This is a genomic window from Streptomyces sp. NPDC002784, from assembly GCF_053592135.1.
On record NZ_JBSFVD010000007.1, the window covers coordinates 152,283 to 171,715 of the forward strand.

Consider the following 19,433-nt stretch of genomic DNA (forward strand, 5'->3'; position numbering starts at 1 on the left):
ATCCCCCGGCAGAGCCACGCCGTATCCCCAATCCCTCACATGGCAAGGGCTCTGTTGTAGCAGGCAGCTCTGCTAGTTCCCATGGGGCAGTTGTCGGACCCCCCTGCTTTCATGGACCCATGACCAGTAAGACGGTAATCGTCGAGCGGCGTATCGCCGCAGCTCAAGGGCTTGTTTGGGATGCCCTTACCGATCTGCGAGGCATGGCGGACGTCCTCAGTGGCGTCTCCAAGGTCGAGGTTCTCTCCGAGGGGCCCTTCGATGTGGGGACCCGGTGGCGGGAGACTCGGCGGATGTTCGGGAAGGACGCCACCGAGGAGATGTGGGTGACCGAGTGCGACCCGCCCGTGCGGTATGTCGTCGCGGCCGAGTCGCACGGGTCCCACTACCTCTCGGAGTGGGTGCTGCGGGCGGACGGGCCGGAGGCGACGACCGTGCGGATGGCGTTCACCGCCGAGGCCCCCAGCCATGGGTTCGCGGGCATCCTCGCCAAGGTCCTCGGCGGGGCGGGCACCCGCGCGGTCAGCAGGGCCATCGCCAAGGATCTCGACGACGTCGCGTCAGCTGTGGAGAGGCCGGGTCACTCCGGGCCGGGTCACTCCGGGCCGTGACACTCCCGGTACGTCCGCCCCGACCCGCACCAGCACCGCGCCCCCCGCTGCGGCGGCCACGCCACCGCCCGGCCCCTCGCCGCCAGCGTCGTCGCGTACTGCGGGAGCAGCGAGGCGTCGCCCGGCGATGCGCCCTCCGACGCCGCGAACGCCTCGTACGACGGGACCGTCCCCGTCACGATGCCCAGGTTCGGGGTGCCGGAGGAGGCCAGTTCCCGCAGCGAGGCCTCTATGGTCGACAGGTGCGCCTCGTGGGTCGGGTACTCCTGCGCCAGCGTCGGGTAGGCCTCCGTCAGTTCCGCCAGCTCCGTCTCCGGCCAGTGCAGCACCGCCACCGGGAAGGGGCGTGACAGCGCCTCCCGGTACGCGCCCAGCTCCGCCCGCAGGCGGCTGATCTCCGCCTCCAGCTCCGCCGGGTTGTTCGAGCCGAGCGACCACACGCGCTTGGGGTCGTGGAGTTCGTCCAGGGAGACCGCGGAGGTGGGGGACGTGTGGGTGAGGTGGAGCGTGTCCGCCGTGGTGTCCCAGTCGTCGTGCGGCGCGCCCAGCATGCGGCGGACGCGGTGGCGGCCGTACAGCAGGGGGTGGGTGGAGTAGGGGGGCTCCGGTACGTTCGCGAGGACCTGGCTCACGCCCTCCGTGAACGTCTCCTGCGCGGCCTCCAGCTCGTCGTGCGCCTCCAGCGCCTCCGCCACGATCACCCAGGGCGCCGGGTCGCGGGGCGCGGCCGCGCGGATGCCGTCGATGATCGCCCTGGCCTCGGCCTCATGGCCGTACTCCCACAGGTTCGCGGCCTTCAGGGCCCGCACCAGGTGCGGGTTCTCCAGGGAGGCCGCCGACGACAGCAGGCGGTCGTAGAGCGTGGACGCGGCGGGGCGGTCACCGGCGAGTTCCCGGTGGGCCGCGGCCTGCAGCAGCAGGGCTTCGGCGTCCTCGGGGTACAGGCCGGCGGTCCGCTCCAGGCGTGCCGCTTCGGCAGTGTGGTCGACGTTCTCGGCAGGCGTGTCGGGGCGCATGGGTGACACCGTACTGCGGGGGCCCGGCGAAAGAGAGAGAGGTGCAGGCCAGGCCCCCGCGTACAGGCGAGCTTTCCTAGATCGTCACCCCGTCCACATGCAGCGTCTGCACGGCCCCCGGCGCGAACACCGCGCTCACCGACTTCCCGGACACCCGCGTATCGGTGTACGCGCGGTACATGTCCCCGCCTCCCGTCACCGTGTTCCAGCGCGGGACCACGCCTCCCGAGCCGCCCGTCACCGTCGAGAAGCGGGACAGGTCGAAGGTCAGGGTCTGGGTGGTCGTCGCCGTGTTCACCGCCACCAGCACCAGGCGGCGCGCCGTGGTGTCGTACGCCGCCGCCGCGTAGCTCACGCCCGTGTCCAGGATCGTCATGCCGGGGCGGATGTGGCGGCTGAACTGGGCCATCACGTAGTACTTCGGCTGTACGGTCGTCGGCCGCAGCGTGTTCGGGTCGTACGCGATCATCGCCCAGCCCGTCGACGGGTCCATGACCTGCCAGTAGCACCAGGCCGTCGGATGCAGCCAGCGGAAGTCGTAGCAGAGGTTGCGGGCCATGCTCAGGCCCGTGCCGTCGCTGTCGCCGGTCTCCGAGTTCCACAGCTTCTTGCCCGACGTCGTCACCACGTCGGTGTGGAGCAGGTCCCTGCGGCCGCCCGCGCCCTGGTAGCCGTGCACGTTCACCTGGGACACCAGCGCCCTGGTCGACGAGCCGAAACTCGCCCAGGTGCCGCGGGCGGTGTCGTAGTTGGTCTCGTCCGACGCCGAGATGCGTACGGCCGTCAGGCCCCGCTTGTCCAACTCGCTTCTCATGTACGGCAGTACGACCGCCTGCACCGCCGGGTCGAGGTGGCAGCCCTCCTGGGTGCCGGTGGCGGTCCACCAGGTGGACGCGGGCTCGTTGAAGGGGTCCACCGTCGCGAAGTTCACGCCCCAGTTGGTGCGGGCGTACAGGGCCACGGCCGCCAGGTGGGAGGCGTGCTGACGGTAGTTCCAGGTCTGGAGGTTGTTGCCGCCGTCGGCCGCGCCGGACGGGTTGTGGTTGTAACACATCCACCACATGGGGGAGTTGGCGAACAGCTCGCTGACCGCGCCCCGCTGGGTCGCCTTCACCAGCATCGCCCGCTGCGCCGCGTCCGCCGTCCAGTCCCAGGCCGAGGACGTGGGGTCCTCGTTGTTCCAGTCCTGCCAGAAGCCCTCGATCTGCTTGAACGCCGGGATGTTGGGCGACTCCACCATCGTCTCGCCGTTGACGGAGTTCCAGCTGCACGCGCCCAGGTTGTACCGGGCGATGTTGAGGCCGAGGCCGGGGAGCGGGGTGCCGTTGTACGTCACCGACTTGGTGGTGAAGAAGAGGTCGGCGAAGTCGTCCCGGGTGCCGAAGACGTTCCCCCACCAGGCCAGGGAGGTGCCCCAGCCCTCCCAGGTGCCGTAGCGCGTGCCCGGGTTGACGGCGATCGTCGCGTCCGCGTGCGCGGTGCCCGTCGCGAGGGTGCTGCCGAGGAGTGCTCCGCCCGTTGCCGCCAGCAGAGTTCTGCGTCGGATCATGGCTTCTCCGCTTCCCGATGCGTCCTGATGCGTTCTGGGATCTGTCCCGTACATGTCACAAGGAAGCATCGGGGGCGTCCAGCAGGTTGTCGATAGTTGTCACATCCCTTTCTCAAACCACTGTACGAAGTGGGGCACCCGGCCGGTGGTATAACAAGACGACAACCGGGGAGGGGGAATCCGATGATCAAGCGCTGGTCCGCGTTCCGGCCCGCCGCCGTCCTCCTCACCCTCTTCCTCAGCCTCGTCCTCCTCGACGCCGGCAGCCTCTTCGCCACCGTCGCCCTCGCCGCGACCGCCGCGGCCGGCGCCGCGCTCGCCGTCTGCTCGGTCATCGCCGCGCGCTGCGCCCCCGCCGTGCCGCCCACCCGGGTGCGTACGGCCCTCAGGGACCGGAACCGCCGTACGGCCTTCCTCCCGCAACGCGATCCCGACGCCAGGGGACGCACCCGCCCCCGAGCCCCCGGACTCGTCCTCGCGACGACCGCGTAGGGACACCGTCAGGGGCCACCTGTAGGCACCCCGCGCGGATCGTCATGCCGATCACCTCTCTCCCGGCACGACGAGACCCCCGGAGGGCTCACCCATGTCCGCTTTCGCCCGCCTTGTCGAGCAGCTCGCCGAGCTGCTCCAGCCGCTCTTCCACGGCTCCGCGGCCGCCGCCGCGATCATCCTGTTCACCGCGCTCGTACGGCTGCTCGTGCACCCGCTGTCCCGGGCCGCCGCCCGCGGCCAGAAGGCCCGCGCCGCGCTCCAGCCGCAGCTGGCCGAGCTGCGCCGCAAGCACGGGAAGAACCCCGAGAAGCTGCAGCGGGCCGTGCTGGAGCTGCACACCGAGCACAAGGTGTCGCCGCTGGCCGGCTGTCTGCCGAGCCTGCTCCAGGCGCCCGCGTTCTTCCTGCTGTACCACCTCTTCTCCAGCGCGGAGGTCGGCGGCCGGCCCAACGAACTGCTCGGCCACGACCTCTTCACCGCGCCCCTCGGCGACCGCTTCGCCGACGCGCTGAGCGCGGGAGGGGCGGCCGGGCTCGTGTACGTCGGGCTGTTCGCGCTCGTCGCCGCCGTCGCCTTCTTCAACTACCGCCTGTCGAAGGTGACCCTGGCGGACAGCGCGCCCCTGGACACCCCGGGCGCGGGCGCGATCACCAAGGTCATGCCGTTCATCTCCTTCTTCACGCTGATCACCGTGGCCGTCGTACCGCTCGCCGCCGCGCTGTACATCGTCACCAGTTCGACCTGGAGCGCCGTGGAACGGGCCGCGCTGTACCGCTGACCCACGTGCATGACCGCTGACCTACGGTCCAGTACGTGAACCGGGTATTGCGGACCGGAACGGGACCTTGGAGGATCGACCAGTCCTCCGATGGCTGCACACATCGGCGGGCGCCCCCGCGATCGAGGGAGATTGTGACCATGAAGCTGCTGCGAGTCGGTACGGCGGGAGCGGAGACGCCCGCGCTGCTCGACGCCGACGGGGTTCTGCGGGACCTGTCGGGCGTCGTTCCGGACATCGACGGAGCGCTGCTCGCCGACGACGACGCGCTCGCGCGCATCCGTGCCGTGGCCGGTGAGCTGCCGGCGCTGGACGCGGCGGGGCTGCGGATCGGGCCGCCGGTCGGGCGGATCGGCAAGGTCGTGTGCATCGGGCTGAACTATCACGACCACGCCCGGGAGACCGGGGCCGAGCCGCCCGCCGAGCCGGTCATCTTCTTCAAGGCCGCGGACACGGTCGTGGGGCCGAACGACACGGTGCTCGTGCCCCGGAGGTCGGTGAAGACCGACTGGGAGGTCGAGCTGGCCGTCGTCATCGGGCGTACGGCCCGGTACGTCGAGTCCGCGGAGGCGGCGCTCGGGCATGTCGCCGGGTACGCCGTGGCGCACGACGTCTCCGAGCGGGAGTTCCAGATCGAGCGGGGCGGGACCTGGGACAAGGGGAAGAACTGCGAGACGTTCAATCCGCTGGGGCCGTGGCTCGTCACGGCGGACGAGGTGCCGGATCCGCAGAACCTGTCGCTGAAGCTGTGGGTCAACGGGGAGCTGAAGCAGGACGGTACGACGGCCGAGCAGATCTTCCCGGTGGGGGAGGTCGTGCGGTACGTCAGCCAGTTCATGACGCTCTACCCCGGCGACGTCATCAACACGGGTACGCCGGCGGGGGTGGCCATGGGGCAGCCCGAGCCGAAGCCGTTCCTGCGGGCGGGGGACGTGGTCGAGCTGGAGATCGCGGGGCTCGGGCGGCAGCGGCAGGAACTGAAGGACGCCTAGCCGCTGGGGCTGCGCGAGCGTCGGCGACTACGGGTCGTCCGTGCGTCGTCCGTGGGTGCTCGCGCAGTTCCCCGCGCCCCTGGGTGGCCTCGGTCACCCCTTGTTCAGGAATTCCCCTTGTTCAGGAATTCCTCCAGCGCCTCCACCACGAACCGGTGGTCCTCCAGCTGCGGCAAGCCGCTCACCGTCACCGCGCCGATGACGCCGACCCCCTCCACCGTGAGGGGGAAGGAGCCGCCGTGGGCCGCGTACACGTCCGGGTCCAGGCGGGAGGAGTCCTCGAACGTCGTGCCCTTGGCCCGGGAGCGGGCGCCGACCAGGTAGGAGGAGGAGTGGTAGCGCTCCACCACCCGGCGCTTGCGGGCGATCCACGCGTCGTTGTCCGGGGTGGCGCCGGGCAGTGCGGCGTGGAAGAGCTGCTGGCCGGCGCGGTGGATGTCGATCGCGACCGGGGCCTGGCGCTCACGGGCCATCTCGACCAGGAGCGTGCCCAGCCGCCAGGCGTCGTCCGGGGTGAACGCACGGAAGACCAGGCGGCGTTCCTGCGCCTCCAGCTCCTCGACGGTCGGAGTGATCTCCGGGGTGAACTTCGGGGTGATTCCGCTGCTGTGCGTCACAGTGCCACCGCCACTCCGTCGCGGGCCGAACGGCGGGCCGCCTCCAGTGCGTCGAGGGCGGCGGCCGCCTCCAGCGCGGTCACCGGGTTGGTGCCGCCCTCGGCAAGGGCCCTGGCCACGGCCGCATAGTACGCGGGGTAGTCGCCCGGAAGGGTGGGTTCAGGGCGGCCTCCGCCGGTCAGCGGGGACTCTCCGGAGCCGACCCGGCCCCACAGCGACTCGGGCTCGGTGCCCCAGCCGGCGCCGGGCAGCTCGCCCTCGCGCAGGGCCGCCTCCTGGGGGTCGAGGCCGTACTTGACGTAGCCCGCCTTGGAGCCGAGCACCCGGAAGCGGGGGCCGAGCTGGGCGGTGGTGGCGGAGACGTAGAGGTGGGAGCGGACGCCGCCGGTGTGCGTGATGGCGATGAACGTGTCGTCGTCCGTCTCGGCGCCCGGGCGGCGGACGTCCGACTCGGCGTAGACGGTGGCGGCGGGGCCGAAGAGCAGCAGCGCCTGGTCGACGACGTGGCTGCCGAGGTCGTAGAGGAGACCTCCGATCTCTGCCGGGTCGCCCGACTCGCGCCAGCCGCCCTTGAGTTGGGGGCGCCAGCGCTCGAAGCGGGACTCGAAGCGGTAGACGTCGCCCAGCTCGCCGTCGGCGATGAGCTTGCGCAGGGTGAGGAAGTCGTTGTCCCAGCGGCGGTTCTGGAAGACCGACAGGAGCAGTCCGCGCTCCTCGGCCAGCGCCGCGAGCTCGCGGGCCTCGGTGGCCGTGCCCGCGACCGGCTTGTCCACGACGACCGGGAGGCCGGCCTCCAGGGCGGCGGTGGCGAGCGGGACGTGCGTCTTGTTCGGGGACGCGATGACGATCAGGTCCAGCTCGTCGGCGCGGGCGAACAGCTCGTCGGGGGTCGCGGCGATCCGGACGTCCGGGTGGCCGGCGCGGGCCTGCTCCTGGCGCTCCGGGTTGGCGGTGACGACCGTGTCGAGGACGAGGCCCTCGGTAGCGGTGATCAGCGGGGCGTGGAAGACGGAGCCGGCGAGGCCGTAGCCGATCAGGCCGGTGCGGAGGGGTGTGCCAGTCATGCCGACTACTTTCGCAACGCTGTTGCCAAAGTGCAAGCGGCGGGGAGAATGGGCCCATGAGCAGCAGTGCGAGAAGCGTGACCCTGGGCGTGAACCTGCCGGCGTTGCGCAGCCACAACACCGCGCTCGTGCTGGATCTGCTGCGGACGGCCGGTCCCGAGGGGATCAGCCGGCTGGAGCTGGCGGAGCGGATCGGGCTGACCCCGCAGGCCGTCAGCAAGATCACCGCGCGGCTGCGGGCGGAGGGGCTGGCGGCGGAGGCGGGACGGCGGGCGTCGACGGGCGGCAAGCCGCGGACCGCGCTGCGGCTGGTGCCGGAGGCCGGGCATGCGGTGGGAGTGCACCTGGACCGGGACGCGCTGCGGGCGGTGCTGGTGGATCTGACCGGGGCGGTGGTGGCGGAGCGGAGCGCTCCGCTGGGGCTGGGGGCCGGTCAGGCGGCGGTGGTGGCGGGGGTGAGCCGGGAGGTGCCGGCGCTGCTGGCGGGCCGGCCGGGGGGCGCCCTGCTCGGGGTGGGCGTCGGGGTGCCCGGGCCGCTGGACCACGTCCGGGGGGTGCTGCACCGGGTCACCGGGTTTCCCGAGTGGGACGGCTTTGCGCTGCGCGAGGCGCTGGAGCGGGAGCTGGGCGCGCCGGTGACGGTGGACAAGGACACGAACGCCGCGGCGCTGGGCCTGGCGGTCGGCGGGGTGGCGGAGTCGTTCGCGTATCTGCACTTCGGGGCCGGGCTCGGCGGCGGGATCGTGCTCGGCGGCGCGGTGCACCGCGGGGCCAGGACCGGGGCGGGGGAGTTCGGGCACCAGGTGGTGCAGTTGGACGGGCCGGTGTGCGGGTGCGGCAACCGGGGCTGCGTGGAGGCGCTGTGCCTGGCCGCCGTGGACCGCGGGGACTTCGAGGAAGCGGCCCGCGTGCTGGGCACCGGCGCCGGGAACCTGGTCGCGCTGCTCGACATCGACGTGGTGCTGCTGGGCGGGCGCACGGTGGCGGCCCGGCCGGAGCACTTCGTACGGGGCGCCGCGGCCGTTCTCGGCGAGCGGGGCCGGAGGGTGGGCGAGGACCCGGTACCGGTGCGGATCGCTCCGGGGGAGGGCCGGGAGGTCGCCGAGGGCGCGGCCCAACTGGTGCTGGCACCGCTGTTCGGGCGGGGGGAGGGGCGAGGGGCGGCGGGCTGAGGGGCCGCGGGGGCCGTCTCCCGGATGAAGCCCGGACCCAGGGAGTCGGACAGGGCCGACAGGGCCGACCGGGTGGAAACCACCCTCTCCCCGGGTGCGGCGCACGCGTGGCGGTCCGTCCGTCCGGCAAGGTCATGTGTTCATGCGACTGTTGCTGTCCGCGTCCCTGTTCCTCCCCCTCGCTCTCGTGTCCGCGCCCGGGGTTGCGCACGCCGCCGGACCCGAGAGCGGCTGTGCCGCCTCCGACGGGCGCTCCTTCCCGCTCACCACCCGCATCCACGGCGGTCCCCGCTCCTACCAGGCCGGGGGCGGATACGGCACCTGGTACCTGGAGCTCACCAACAAAACCGGGGCGACCTGCGCGAACGTGCACCCCGTCGTCGTACTCGTGGACGAGAAGCGGGCCCTGACGTCCGCCCAGCCCCGGCTGGAGTTCTACGCGGGGAACCGGACCCATCCCGTCCGCTTCGAGACCACCGACGAGGACGAACTCGTCGGAGCCTTCGAGGGGTTCCCCGGCTTCACCGTCGGCCCCCGCGGGACCGTCACCGTGAAGGTGCGGCTCGCCGTCACCTCCGATGCCGTGCCCAACCGGGTCACCGCCAACGCCGCCGTGGTGCAGCGCCACGACGACGACGGGGACTGGGTGGGCCAGTCCAACGACTACCGGTTCGGCATCGACTCCGAGCCCGCCCCCGCCACCACCGCCGACCCCGAACGGTCCCCCGCCCCCCGCCTCCCCTTCGCCGAGGAGCTCGCCAGCACCGGCACCCCCGCCGCCGCCGTCACCGCCGCCCTCGCCGCACTGCTCACCGCGGGCGGCACCCTGCTGCTGTTGCGCAGGCGCCGCTGAGCTCGCCGGGCCCGTCTGCGACGATCCCTGGGTGGACTACCCGAACGACCAGGCCCCCGGCGCCCCCGTCCGCTCCGGCATCCCCGAACACGGACGCATCCCGAAGTACTACGCGGTGAAGGCGCGCGTCGACCACCTCGTGGCGCAACTCCCCGAGGGCAGCGCCATCCCCACCGAGCGCGATCTCGCCGAGGAGTACGACGTCGCCCGCGAGACCGTGCGGCAGGCGCTGCGCGAGCTGGTGCTGGAGGGCAAGCTGCGGCGGCAGGGGCGCGGAACCGTCGTCGCCGGGCCGAAGCTGGAGCAGCCGCTGTCCCTGGCCAGCTACACCGAGGGCGTACGGCGGCAGGGGCGCACCCCCGGCCGTACCCTCGTCACCCTGGACCGCTTCCCCTGCCCGGACGCCCTGGCCGCCGAGACCGGTCTCACCCGGGGCGAGGCCGTCTGGCACCTGGAGCGGGTGCTGCTCGCCGACGACGAGCGGGTCGGCCTGGAGAGCACCTACGTGGCCGTGGCCCGGGTGCCCCGCCTGGACACCGACTTCGACCCGGACTCCTCCTTCTACGCCTACCTCCACTCCCAGGACATCGCCTTCGGCGACGCCGACGAGCGCATCGAGACCGTGCTCGCCACCCCGCGCGAGGCCCTGCTCATCGGCACCCCGCCGGCCCTGCCGATGCTCCTGATCCACCGGGTCTCACGGGACACCTCCGGAGCGCCCCTGGAGCGCGTACGGACTCTCTACCGCGGCGACCGCTTCTCCTTCAGCGCCCATCTCAGCGGCTGAAAATCGACCCTCCGGACCTCTATTTCATGGCCAATGAGTATCACGAAAACATAACGGGTCTAGCCCAAACGTGATGGCTCGTTCACGCTCCCGTTGGTAGCCGGACCCTTCCGGTTCCCTGAGCCCGAGGAGCGTTGCCGTCGTGAGAGTGACAGTCGTCGGAGCCGGCGTGGTGGGCACCATGCACGCCTGGCAAGCAGTGGAACGCGGCCACGAGGTCGTACAGATCGAGCGCGAGGCGGAGGCTCGCGGCGCCTCGCTGCGCAATTTCGGCCAGATCTGGGTCAGTGGCCGCGCGGTGGGGGAGGAGCTGGACACCGCCCTCAGGGCGCGGGAGCTGTGGGAGGAGATCGGCGCCCGGGTGCCGAAGCTGGGCTTCCGCGCCAATGGCTCCCTCACCCCGGTCCGCGGCGACCTCGAACTCGCCGTCGCCGAGGCCGCCGTAGCCCGGGAGGACGCCGCGGCGCGGGGCCGCAAGCTGCTCACCCCGGCCGAGGCCCGCGCCCTCAACCCCGCCCTGCGCGGCGAGTTCACCGCCGCCCTGTACTGCGAGCGGGACGCGGCCCTGGAACCGCGCACGGCTCAGCTCGCCCTGCGCGAGGAACTGCTGAAGTCGCCGCGCTACACCTTCCTGCCCGGCCGCGAGGTCCGCGAGGTCATCGGCGCCGGTGCCGTCCGCGACGACCACGGCGACGTCCACAGCGGTGACGTGGTCCTGCTGTGCACCGGCGCCTGGCTCGGCGGGCTGGTCCGCGAGCTGGCCGGGCCCGAGCTGCCGGTGCGCCGGGTCCGCCTGCAGATGATGCAGACCGACCCGCTGGGCGAACCGCTCACCACCTCGGTCGCCGACGCCGACAGCTTCCGCTACTACCCGGCCTACCGCGGCGACGCCCTGGACGCCCTCGCCTCCGGGCAGCCGCAGACCGAGACCGCCGAGCGGCACCGGATGCAGCTGCTCATGGTCCAGCGCGCCGACGGCGGACTGACCATCGGCGACACCCACGAGTACGAGCACCCCTTCGCCTTCGACACCCTCGAAGACCCCTACGACCACCTCGTCGAGGTCGTCGAATCCTTCCTCGGCCGCCCGCTGCCGAAGATCCGCCGCCGCTGGGCGGGCGTGTACGCGCAGTGCACCGACCCCTCCCTGGTGGTGCACCGGCAACAGGTGCGCGACGGGGTGTGGCTGGTCACCGGGCCCGGCGGGCGCGGCATGACCTGCTCGCCCGCGATAGCCGAGACCACCGCGAACGAACTGGGCTGGTGAGGGACATGACCGAAGACATCCGACTCGTCGTCCTCGACATGGCCGGCACCACCGTCGCCGACGGCGGCCTCGTGGAGCAGGCGTTCACCGCGGCGGCCCGGCACCTGGGCGCCGAACCCGCGTCGATGCTGGAGTACGTCCGCGCCACCATGGGCGAGTCCAAGATCTCCGTCTTCCGGCACCTGTTCGGGGAGGAGGCCAAGGCCCAGCAGGCCAACCGGGCCTTCGAGGAGGCGTACGCCCGGCTGGTCGACGCGGGCCGGATCGCGCCGGTCCCCGGGGCGCGCGAGGCCATCGAGGAACTCACCGCCCAGGGCCGTACCGTCGTGCTCACCACCGGCTTCGCCCGCACCACCCAGGACGCCATCCTGGCCGCGCTCGGCTGGCAGGACCTGGTCCCGCTCACGCTGTGCCCGGCCGACGCGGGGGGCCGCGGACGGCCGTACCCGGACATGGTCCTCACCGCCTTCCTCCGCACGGCCGCCGCGGACAGCGTCCGGCAGGTCGCGGTCGTCGGCGACACCTCCTACGACATGCTCAGCGGCGTCCGCTCGGGCGCGGGCCTCGTCGCGGGCGTCCTGACCGGCGCCCACGACGCGGACGCGCTCACGGCCGCCGGCGCGGGCCGGGTCCTGGACTCCGTCGCGCAGTTGCCGGGAGCGCTCGCATGAGCAGCGGCATCCGCTTCGACGGCGTCACCGTCTCCTACGACGGCCAGGTCGTCCTCGACGCCCTCGACCTCACCGTCGCCCCCGGCGAGGTCATGGCGCTGCTCGGGCCGTCCGGATCCGGCAAGACCACCGCGCTGCGGGCGGTCGCCGGGTTCGTGCGGCCCGCCGCCGGGCGGGTCTTCCTCGGTGACCGTGACGTCACCGGGCTGCCCCCGCACCGGCGGGGCATCGGGATGGTCGTCCAGCAGTACGCCCTCTTCCCGCACATGCGGGTCGAGGACAACGTGGCCTTCGGACTGAAGGCCCGCAAGGTGGCCCGGGACGAGATCCGCGGACGGGTCGCCGAGGCCCTGGAGCTGACCGGCATGGCGGCCTACGCCCGCCGCTACCCCCGCGAGCTGTCCGGCGGCCAGCAGCAGCGCGTCGCCATCGCGCGGGCCCTCGCCATCCGGCCCGGGGTGCTGCTGCTGGACGAGCCCCTGTCCGCCCTCGACGCCCGGCTGCGCTCCGGCATGCTCGCCGAACTGGCCCGCCTGCACCGGGAGCTGCCGGACGTCTCGATCCTGTACGTCACCCACGACCAGGTCGAGGCGCTCACCCTGGCCGACCGGATCGCGGTGATGGACTCGGCCCGCCTCCAGGCCTGCGGCACGCCCCGGGAGCTCTACCGCGCCCCGGCCAACGAGTTCACCGCGTCCTTCGTGGGCAACGCCAACCTGCTCCCGGTGACGGTGGGTCCGGGCGGCGTGACCTTCGCCGGCACCGAACTGAAGGTCGACACCACGGGCGTCGCGCGGGGCGCGCGGGCCACCCTGTGCGTACGGCCGCACCTGATCGGCGTCGGCGACGGCCCCAACCGCCTGACCGGGACGGTACGGGAGATCCAGTGGCGGGGCGCCACCCACCGGCTGTACGTCGAGACCGACGGCCACCGGGTCATGGCGGATCTGCGGGAGCTGCGGAACCCGCCCGCCCTCGGCGACACGGTGAGCCTGCACTTCGCCCCGGAGGACGCGGTACTGCTGGCCGCGGGAGTCGGCGATGACTAGAAGGCTCCTGTGGGCCCTGCCGCCCGTCGCCCTCCTCGCCCTGTTCTTCCTCTACCCCCTCGCCCTCGTCGTCGAGCAGTCGCTGCAACCGGACACCGGGGGCACGTCCTTCCAGCCGTACGCCGACGTCTTCGCCTCCGAGGCGTTCCGCGAGGCGCTGTGGACCACCGTGTGGCTGGCGCTCGCCGCCACCGCCGGATGCCTGGTCCTCGGCTTCGCCCTGGCGCTGGTCATCGCCTTCGTGCCCTTCCCCGGGGCACGGGCCGTGGCCCGGTTCATCGACGTGTTCCTCTCCTTCCCGTCCTTCCTGATCACGCTCGCCCTGCTGTTCGTCTACGGCACGGTCGGCATGGCCAACGGACTGTGGACGGACGTCACCGGGGCCGCCGACGGGCCCTTCCAGTTCCTCACCACGCCCTGGGGCGTCCTGCTCGCCGAGATCACCTACTTCACGCCGTTCGTGATGCGGCCCCTGCTCGCGGCCTTCGCCCAGCTCGACACCGCGCAGCTGGAGGCGGCCGGTTCACTGGGCGCGCGGGCGCCGAGGATCATCCGTCAGATCATCCTGCCCGAGGCGCTGCCCGCCCTCGCGGCCGGCGGCAGCCTGGTCCTCGTCCTGTGCCTCAACGAGTTCGGCATCGTGCTCTTCACCGGCGCCAAGGGCGTCACCACGCTGCCCACCCTCGTCTACAGCAAGGCGATCCTGGAGTCCGACTACCCGGGCGCCTGCGTGGTCGCCGTCGTCAACGTCCTGATCTCCGTGGGCCTGTACGGCCTGTACCGGGTGGTGAGCCGTCGTGCTGGTGCATAACCGCGGGGCCAGGTGGACCGTATGGGCCCTCTTCCTCCTGCTGTTCCTGCCCCTGTTCGCGCTGCCGCTGCTGGTGGTCCTCGGCGCCTCCTTCGCGACCAACTGGTCCAGCGTGCTGCCGTCCGGCTTCACCACCGAGCACTACGCGGCCGCCACCCGCGGCGAGGCCCTCCAGGCGCTCACCACCAGCCTGGTCACCGCGGCCGGCGCCAGCCTGCTCGCCCTCGCCACCGGAACCTGGGCCGCCCTCACCGCCCAGGCCCTCGGCAGGCGCGGACGGCGGGTGCTCGACGCGCTGTTCGTGCTCCCGCTCGCGGTGCCCTCCGTGGTCGTCGGGCTCGCCGTGCTGGTCGCCTTCTCGCAGCCGCCGATGCTGCTCAACGGCACCCGGTGGATCGTGATCGTCGCGCACACCGTGCTGGTCACCGCCTTCGCCCACCAGTCGGTGTCCGCCGCGCTGACCCGCCTCGACCCCGCCTACGAGCAGGCCGCCGCCTCGCTCGGAGCGCGCCCCTCCGCCGTGCTGTGGCGGGTGAAGCTGCCCCTGCTGCTGCCCTCCCTGTCCGCCGCGGCCGGCCTCTGCTTCGCCCTGTCCATGGGCGAGCTGAGCGCCACGATGATGCTCTACCCGCCCGACTGGACCCCGCTTCCGGTCCTGATCTACGCGGCCACCGACCGCGGTGCCCTGTTCACCGGGTCCGCGATCGCCGTGGTCCTGATGACGGCGACGCTGCTCGTGCTGTTCGCCGTCTCCCGCGTGCGCACCAAAGCCTCCTACCGCTGACCGACACCCCCTCTACCGTTGGGAGTTCACCTCGCCATGCCCAGAAACCGCAGCACGCTCGCCGTAGCGCTCGCGCTGGTCGCCACCCCGGCGCTGTCCGCCTGCGGCGGCAGCTCCGCCGCCTCCGACGAGAAGGTCGTCACCGTCTACAGCGCGGACGGCCTCAAGGGGGAGAACGGCGACGGCTGGTACGACCGGATCTTCGCGGACTTCGAGAAGGAGACCGGGATCAAGGTCGAGTACGTCGAGGGCGGCTCCGGCGAGATGGTGCAGCGCGCCGTCCGCGAGCAGAGCAACCCGCAGGCCGACGTCCTCGTCACCCTGCCGCCGTTCATCCAGCAGGCCGACGGCAAGGGGCTGCTGCAGACGTACGTCCCCAAGGGCGCCGACCAGGTGAGCGGGGCCGACAAGTCCGCCGACGGGACGTGGACCTCCGTCGTCAACAACTACTTCGGGTTCATCTACAACACGAAGGAACTGGCGCAGGCCCCCACCACGTGGGAGGAGCTGCTGGACACCAAGTACAAGAACAAGCTCCAGTACTCCACGCCGGGCGTGGCCGGTGACGGAACCGCCGTCCTCATCAAGGCGATGCACGACTTCGGCGGCGAGGAGGCCGCGCTGGAGTACCTCGGCGAGCTGCAGTCCAACAACGTCGGCCCGTCCGCCTCCACCGGCAAGCTCGCGCCCAAGGTCGACAAGGGCGAACTGCTGGTCGCCAACGGCGATGTGCAGATGAACTACGCCCAGTCCAAGGACATGCCCAACCTCGGGATCTGGTTCCCGGCGCGGGAGGGCGGCAAGCCGACGACGTTCGCGCTGCCGTACGCGGCCGGTCTGGTGACGGACGCCCCGCATTCGGAGAACGGCAGGAAACTTCTCGACTACATGCTCAGCCGGACGGCACAGCAGCAGGTCAGCGAGATCGGCGGCGGCTTCACCGCCCGCCAGGACATCAAGGCGGTCGACGCCGACGCGATCGCCCTGACGAACCTCATCAAGGACGTCGAGATCTTCGAGCCGGACTGGGACGCCATCGAGAAGAACCTCACCGAGCACGTCGACAACTGGAAGTCGGCAACCGGCAGCTGACCCCCGCACACCGCAACGCCCCTGGCACCCCTACCGGGGGCGTCGCCATGTCCGAGCACAGCCCTTCACCCTCCGGAGGCTCCCATGACGTCACACCCGACCCGCCGCACCGTGCTCACCGCCACCGCGACCACCGCCGCGGCCCTCGCCCTCGGGGCCGCCCCCGCGCACGCCGTGCCGGTGCTGCCCAACGGCACCAGCAAGGACAAGGTCCTCGTCATCGGCATGGACGGTCTGCGGTACGACCGGATCGCCGCCGCCGACGCCCCGCACCTGAAGGCCATGATGAGCGAGGGCACCTTCGGCACCTCGCTGCTCTACGCCAACCCCATGGCCGCCACCTCCTCCGGCCCCGGCTGGTCGACCATCGCCACCGGCGTCTGGCCCGACAAGCACGGAGTCAAGGACAACACCTTCACCGGCAAGAAGTACGGCCAGTACCCCGGCTTCCTCGCCCGCCTCGCCCAGCTCCGGCCCGAGCTGTCCACCTACGCCGCCGTCGACTGGAAGCCCCTCGACACCCAGGGCACCGTCACCCCCGGCGCCGACGCCAAGCTCGTCCTCGACGGCGACGCCGACGGATACACCGGCCACGACGCCACCATCGCCGCCGAGGCCGAGGCCCTCCTGCGCGACCAGAACCCCGACGTCCTCTTCGTCTACTTCGGCCAGTCCGACATCGTCGGCCACAACTCCGGCGCTGGCAGCCAGGCGTACCTGAACCAGATCGCCGTACAGGACGCCTACCTCGGTCGGCTCCGCGCCGCGATCAAGGCCAGGCCCAGCCACTCCACCGAGCGCTGGACCGTCATCGTCACCACCGACCACGGCCACCTGGACCCGGGCGGCCACGGCGGCTCCGCCATCGAGGAGCGCCGCACCTTCGTCCTGGCCACCGGCCCCGGTATCGCGGCCGGCGCCCGCCCCCTCGACACCCGGCTCGTGGACGTCGTCCCCACCGTGTTCAAGCAGCTCGGCATCCCCGTCGACCCCGCCTGGGGCCTGGACGGCAAGCCGATCCAGGAGCGCTCCGCCGACCCCTTCGACGCGCTCCCGCTGTCCGCCCGCACCGACGAGACGGGCATCCCCCAGACCGTCCTCGGCTACACCCGCACCCCGCCCAGCGGCTGGTCCGTCATCAACAGCGCCATGGGCACCGGCGGGGTCACCGAGTGGCGCGGCTGGTCCTTCGCCACCGACGAGTTCTGGTCCCGCACCCAGCGCGACCAGTCCCGGGAGCTCAACGTCCGCGCCCGCGGCGTCTTCGCCGTCGCCGACTCCGACGAGTGGGCGGACAAGACCTTCTCCGGCACCTTCGACAGCACCCTGGTGACGCCCGCCCACAACGTCACCGGCAAGAGCACGGTCCGCCTGGACTTCGTCACCTTCTACCGTCAGGAAGGCGCCCAGACCGCCCAGATCCTCGCCTCCTTCAACGGCGGCACCCCCACCGCCGTCAAGAGCTACACCTCCGACGTCGTCTCCCAGCCGCAGTCCCTGTCCGTACCGGTCCCGGCCGGAGCCACCACCGTGAGCTTCCGCTTCCGCTACACCGGGTCCAACAACTGGTACTGGGTGATCGACGGGGTCAAGGTCAGCACTTCCTGATTAGGCTGAGGGCGTCGGTACGCCGTGGTTCCGGCGCCCTCCGCTCATCCCGTACGTACGCCAGGAGTTCCGCACATGGCAGACCGCAAGCCCATCGAGTCATGGCTCACCGACATGGACGGGGTGCTGATCCACGAGGGCGTACCGATCCCCGGCGCCGACGCCTTCCTGAAGAAGCTGCGCGAGTCCGGCAAGCCCTTCCTGGTGCTCACCAACAACTCCATGTACACCCCGCGCGACCTGCACGCCCGGCTGCGCCGCATGGGCCTGGAGGTGCCGATCGAGTCCATCTGGACCTCGGCGCTGGCCACCGCCCAGTTCCTGGACGACCAGCGGCCCGGCGGCTCCGCGTACGTCATCGGCGAGGCCGGCCTGACCACGGCACTGCACGACATCGGCTACATCCTCACCGACCACGAGCCGGACTACGTCGTGCTGGGGGAGACCCGGACGTACTCCTTCGAGGCCATGACCAAGGCGGTCCGTCTGATCAACGGCGGCGCCCGGTTCATCTGCACCAACCCCGACGAGACGGGCCCGTCCACCGAGGGCCCGCTGCCCGCGACCGGCGCCGTGGCCGCCCTGATCACCAAGGCGACCGGCAAGCAGCCCTACTTCGCGGGCAAGCCGAACCCCCTGATGATGCGCACCGGCCTGAACGCCATCGGCGCCCACTCCGAGTCCAGCGCCATGATCGGCGACCGGATGGACACCGACGTGCTGGCCGGCATCGAGGCCGGGATGCAGACGTTCCTGGTGCTGACCGGGCTGACCGGGACCGCGCAGGTGGAGAACTTTCCGTACCGCCCCTCCCAGGTCGTCGACTCCATCGCGGACCTGGTCGACCGGATCTGAAACCCGCTCCCGCCCGAACAGAACCCGTTCGGAGCAGCCGGACCCCCCTGCGGATGCGGGGTCCGGCACCCAGGAGGACTCTCCAGGTATCTGGAGGTTCACGATGGGCACATTCAAAGTCACTCTCTGTGCGGCTACCGCGGTGGTCGCCGCGGCACTCACCCCGGCGGCGTACGCGGCGGACGGAGGTGGCATCTCGGTGAATCCGGCCTCTGCGGTCCCGGGCGCCGAGGTCGCGCTGCGGATGACGGGCTGCGCCGAACGGACGGCGAGCGCCTTCTCGGCCGCGTTCGTCACCGACGTCAAGCTGGCCGTCACCGGCTCCGAGGGCGTCCTCGTCGGCGAGAGCCGCATCCGGTCCTCGCTGCGGGTCGGCTCCTACGACATCACCGTCACCTGCGGGGACGCCCGGCACACGGTCGCGCTCCCGGTGGGGGACACGCCCTCGGCGCCCGCTTCCCCGATCGCCCCCGTGAAGGCGGGCGGCGGCGGTGCGGCGGTCCAGGTCGCCGCCGGGGAGACCGGGACGACCGGACCGGGCCTCGGCCACGCGGTGACCGGCCTCGTCCTCGCCTCGGTCGCGGCGACGGCCGTGGCGCTCAGAAGCGCCCGCCGGAGCCGCGGGACGGACTGACCATGTCCGACGAGCACCGCTCCCGGCTCTCCGGCCGGCTGCTGACGGGCCTGGCCTGGGCCGTGCTGCTGCTCGGGCTGTGGCTGTGGGGACGGGACGTCACCGACGTACGGCACGGGGCGTCCGCGCCCACCACCGGCGACATGGCCGCGGTCGGCCGCCCGCCCGACGTCGACCTGCCGCCCCCCGCCGGACCACTGGGCCCGGCGAATCCCCAGCGCCTGGACATACCCGGGCTCGGCGTGCAGGCACCCGTGGTCGCCCGCGGCCTGGATCCGCAGGGCGCCGTCGACCCGCCGCCCTTCGAGCAGCCCGGCGTCGTCGGCTGGTACGCGGCCGGCGCGGCGCCCGGCGCCCGCGGGACGGCCCTGATGGTGGGGCACGTGGACACCGAGACCCGGCCCGCCGTCTTCTACAAGATCAGCGCGCTCAAGCCCGGCGCGACGGTCCGGGTCATCCGCGACGACGGGCGGGTCGCCGATTTCACCGTCGACGACGTCCAGGTCGTCACCCGGGAGCTCTTCGACGCCCGCCAGGCCTACGGGCCCCGCGACCCCGGCCGCGCCGAACTCCGGCTCATCACCTGCGGCGGCACCTTCGACCGGGCGAGCCGCAGCTACACGGCGAACGTGGTGGTGTCGGCGTACCTCACGGGCACGGGCCTGTGAGGCGGACCCGGCCCGGTCGACGACCCGCTCCCCGGGAAGCCGCCGACCGGGCTGGTCCTC

The 19,433-nt window shown here is 72.2% G+C and carries 21 protein-coding genes; 17 read left to right on the forward strand and 4 right to left on the reverse strand.

The window, feature by feature from the left end; all coding sequences use genetic code 11:
- The first annotated feature begins 119 nt into the window (after positions 1–119).
- Positions 120–611: an SRPBCC family protein gene (locus ACWD1Z_RS16195; RefSeq protein ID WP_451119133.1), complete on the forward strand. Its 492-nt coding sequence runs from the start codon at positions 120–122 to the stop codon at positions 609–611.
- On the opposite strand, the gene ACWD1Z_RS16200 is transcribed toward ACWD1Z_RS16195, so the two are convergent.
- Both ACWD1Z_RS16200 and ACWD1Z_RS16205 read right to left on the reverse strand, forming a co-directional pair.
- The gene (locus tag ACWD1Z_RS16200) at positions 596–1,627 is read right to left on the reverse strand and encodes an SEC-C domain-containing protein (protein WP_451119134.1); all 1,032 of its coding nucleotides are present in this window, start codon (positions 1,625–1,627) and stop codon (positions 596–598) included. The genes ACWD1Z_RS16195 and ACWD1Z_RS16200 overlap by 16 nt on opposite strands.
- A gap of 76 nt (positions 1,628–1,703) precedes the next feature.
- A complete protein-coding gene (locus ACWD1Z_RS16205; protein ID WP_451119136.1) occupies positions 1,704–3,176 on the reverse strand; it encodes a glycoside hydrolase in 1,473 nt (490 codons plus the stop codon).
- Positions 3,177–3,359: 183 nt separating this feature from the next.
- Here ACWD1Z_RS16205 and ACWD1Z_RS16210 point away from each other — a divergent pair, with 183 nt between their 5' ends.
- From ACWD1Z_RS16210 to ACWD1Z_RS16220, 3 genes are all read left to right on the forward strand, one after another.
- Entirely contained in the window at positions 3,360–3,668 is a 309-nt protein-coding gene (locus ACWD1Z_RS16210) for a DUF6412 domain-containing protein (protein WP_451119138.1), read from the forward strand.
- A 94-nt stretch (positions 3,669–3,762) separates the two neighbouring features.
- On the forward strand, positions 3,763–4,449 hold the full coding sequence (locus ACWD1Z_RS16215; RefSeq protein WP_451119139.1) for a YidC/Oxa1 family membrane protein insertase: 687 nt from the start codon (positions 3,763–3,765) through the stop codon (positions 4,447–4,449).
- Positions 4,450–4,589: 140 nt separating this feature from the next.
- Positions 4,590–5,441, forward strand: coding sequence for a fumarylacetoacetate hydrolase family protein (locus ACWD1Z_RS16220; protein ID WP_451119141.1), 852 nt, complete (start codon positions 4,590–4,592; stop codon positions 5,439–5,441).
- A 104-nt stretch (positions 5,442–5,545) separates the two neighbouring features.
- On the opposite strand, the gene ACWD1Z_RS16225 is transcribed toward ACWD1Z_RS16220, so the two are convergent.
- Both ACWD1Z_RS16225 and ACWD1Z_RS16230 read right to left on the reverse strand, forming a co-directional pair.
- Positions 5,546–6,058 carry a heme-degrading domain-containing protein gene (locus tag ACWD1Z_RS16225; RefSeq protein WP_451119143.1) on the reverse strand — a complete coding sequence of 171 codons (513 nt, stop codon included), beginning with the start codon at positions 6,056–6,058 and terminating at the stop codon, positions 5,546–5,548.
- The gene (locus tag ACWD1Z_RS16230; RefSeq protein WP_451119144.1) at positions 6,055–7,122 is read right to left on the reverse strand and encodes a Gfo/Idh/MocA family oxidoreductase; all 1,068 of its coding nucleotides are present in this window, start codon (positions 7,120–7,122) and stop codon (positions 6,055–6,057) included. The genes ACWD1Z_RS16225 and ACWD1Z_RS16230 overlap by 4 nt, the downstream gene beginning before the upstream one ends.
- Before the next feature lie 56 nt (positions 7,123–7,178).
- Here ACWD1Z_RS16230 and ACWD1Z_RS16235 point away from each other — a divergent pair, with 56 nt between their 5' ends.
- The 13 genes from ACWD1Z_RS16235 (at position 7,179) to ACWD1Z_RS16295 (ending at position 19,373) form a co-directional block, all read left to right on the forward strand.
- The gene (locus ACWD1Z_RS16235) at positions 7,179–8,294 is read left to right on the forward strand and encodes an ROK family transcriptional regulator (protein WP_451119146.1); all 1,116 of its coding nucleotides are present in this window, start codon (positions 7,179–7,181) and stop codon (positions 8,292–8,294) included.
- A gap of 142 nt (positions 8,295–8,436) precedes the next feature.
- Entirely contained in the window at positions 8,437–9,147 is a 711-nt protein-coding gene (locus ACWD1Z_RS16240; protein WP_451119148.1) for a hypothetical protein, read from the forward strand.
- 31 nt (positions 9,148–9,178) lie between these two features.
- Positions 9,179–9,934: a GntR family transcriptional regulator gene (locus tag ACWD1Z_RS16245; protein WP_451119149.1), complete on the forward strand. Its 756-nt coding sequence runs from the start codon at positions 9,179–9,181 to the stop codon at positions 9,932–9,934.
- Positions 9,935–10,076: 142 nt separating this feature from the next.
- Complete coding sequence (locus ACWD1Z_RS16250) at positions 10,077–11,201, forward strand: TIGR03364 family FAD-dependent oxidoreductase (protein WP_451119151.1); 1,125 nt, start codon at positions 10,077–10,079, stop codon at positions 11,199–11,201.
- A 5-nt stretch (positions 11,202–11,206) separates the two neighbouring features.
- Entirely contained in the window at positions 11,207–11,872 is a 666-nt protein-coding gene (locus ACWD1Z_RS16255) for a phosphonatase-like hydrolase (RefSeq protein WP_451119153.1), read from the forward strand.
- Positions 11,869–12,921 carry an ABC transporter ATP-binding protein gene (locus ACWD1Z_RS16260; protein ID WP_451119155.1) on the forward strand — a complete coding sequence of 351 codons (1,053 nt, stop codon included), beginning with the start codon at positions 11,869–11,871 and terminating at the stop codon, positions 12,919–12,921. Before ACWD1Z_RS16255 ends, ACWD1Z_RS16260 begins: the two co-directional genes overlap by 4 nt.
- Positions 12,914–13,732, forward strand: coding sequence for a 2-aminoethylphosphonate ABC transporter permease subunit (locus ACWD1Z_RS16265; RefSeq protein ID WP_451119157.1), 819 nt, complete (start codon positions 12,914–12,916; stop codon positions 13,730–13,732). The genes ACWD1Z_RS16260 and ACWD1Z_RS16265 overlap by 8 nt, the downstream gene beginning before the upstream one ends.
- On the forward strand, positions 13,719–14,516 hold the full coding sequence (locus ACWD1Z_RS16270) for an ABC transporter permease (protein ID WP_451119158.1): 798 nt from the start codon (positions 13,719–13,721) through the stop codon (positions 14,514–14,516). Before ACWD1Z_RS16265 ends, ACWD1Z_RS16270 begins: the two co-directional genes overlap by 14 nt.
- A 36-nt stretch (positions 14,517–14,552) precedes the next feature.
- Positions 14,553–15,608, forward strand: coding sequence for a 2-aminoethylphosphonate ABC transporter substrate-binding protein (locus ACWD1Z_RS16275; RefSeq protein ID WP_451119160.1), 1,056 nt, complete (start codon positions 14,553–14,555; stop codon positions 15,606–15,608).
- 84 nt (positions 15,609–15,692) lie between these two features.
- The gene (locus tag ACWD1Z_RS16280; protein WP_451119162.1) at positions 15,693–17,216 is read left to right on the forward strand and encodes an alkaline phosphatase family protein; all 1,524 of its coding nucleotides are present in this window, start codon (positions 15,693–15,695) and stop codon (positions 17,214–17,216) included.
- A gap of 75 nt (positions 17,217–17,291) precedes the next feature.
- Positions 17,292–18,071: an HAD-IIA family hydrolase gene (locus tag ACWD1Z_RS16285; protein ID WP_250076234.1), complete on the forward strand. Its 780-nt coding sequence runs from the start codon at positions 17,292–17,294 to the stop codon at positions 18,069–18,071.
- A 103-nt stretch (positions 18,072–18,174) separates the two neighbouring features.
- Entirely contained in the window at positions 18,175–18,705 is a 531-nt protein-coding gene (locus ACWD1Z_RS16290) for a hypothetical protein (protein WP_451119164.1), read from the forward strand.
- A gap of 2 nt (positions 18,706–18,707) precedes the next feature.
- The gene (locus ACWD1Z_RS16295; protein ID WP_451119166.1) at positions 18,708–19,373 is read left to right on the forward strand and encodes a class F sortase; all 666 of its coding nucleotides are present in this window, start codon (positions 18,708–18,710) and stop codon (positions 19,371–19,373) included.
- The last annotated feature ends 60 nt before the right edge of the window (positions 19,374–19,433 follow it).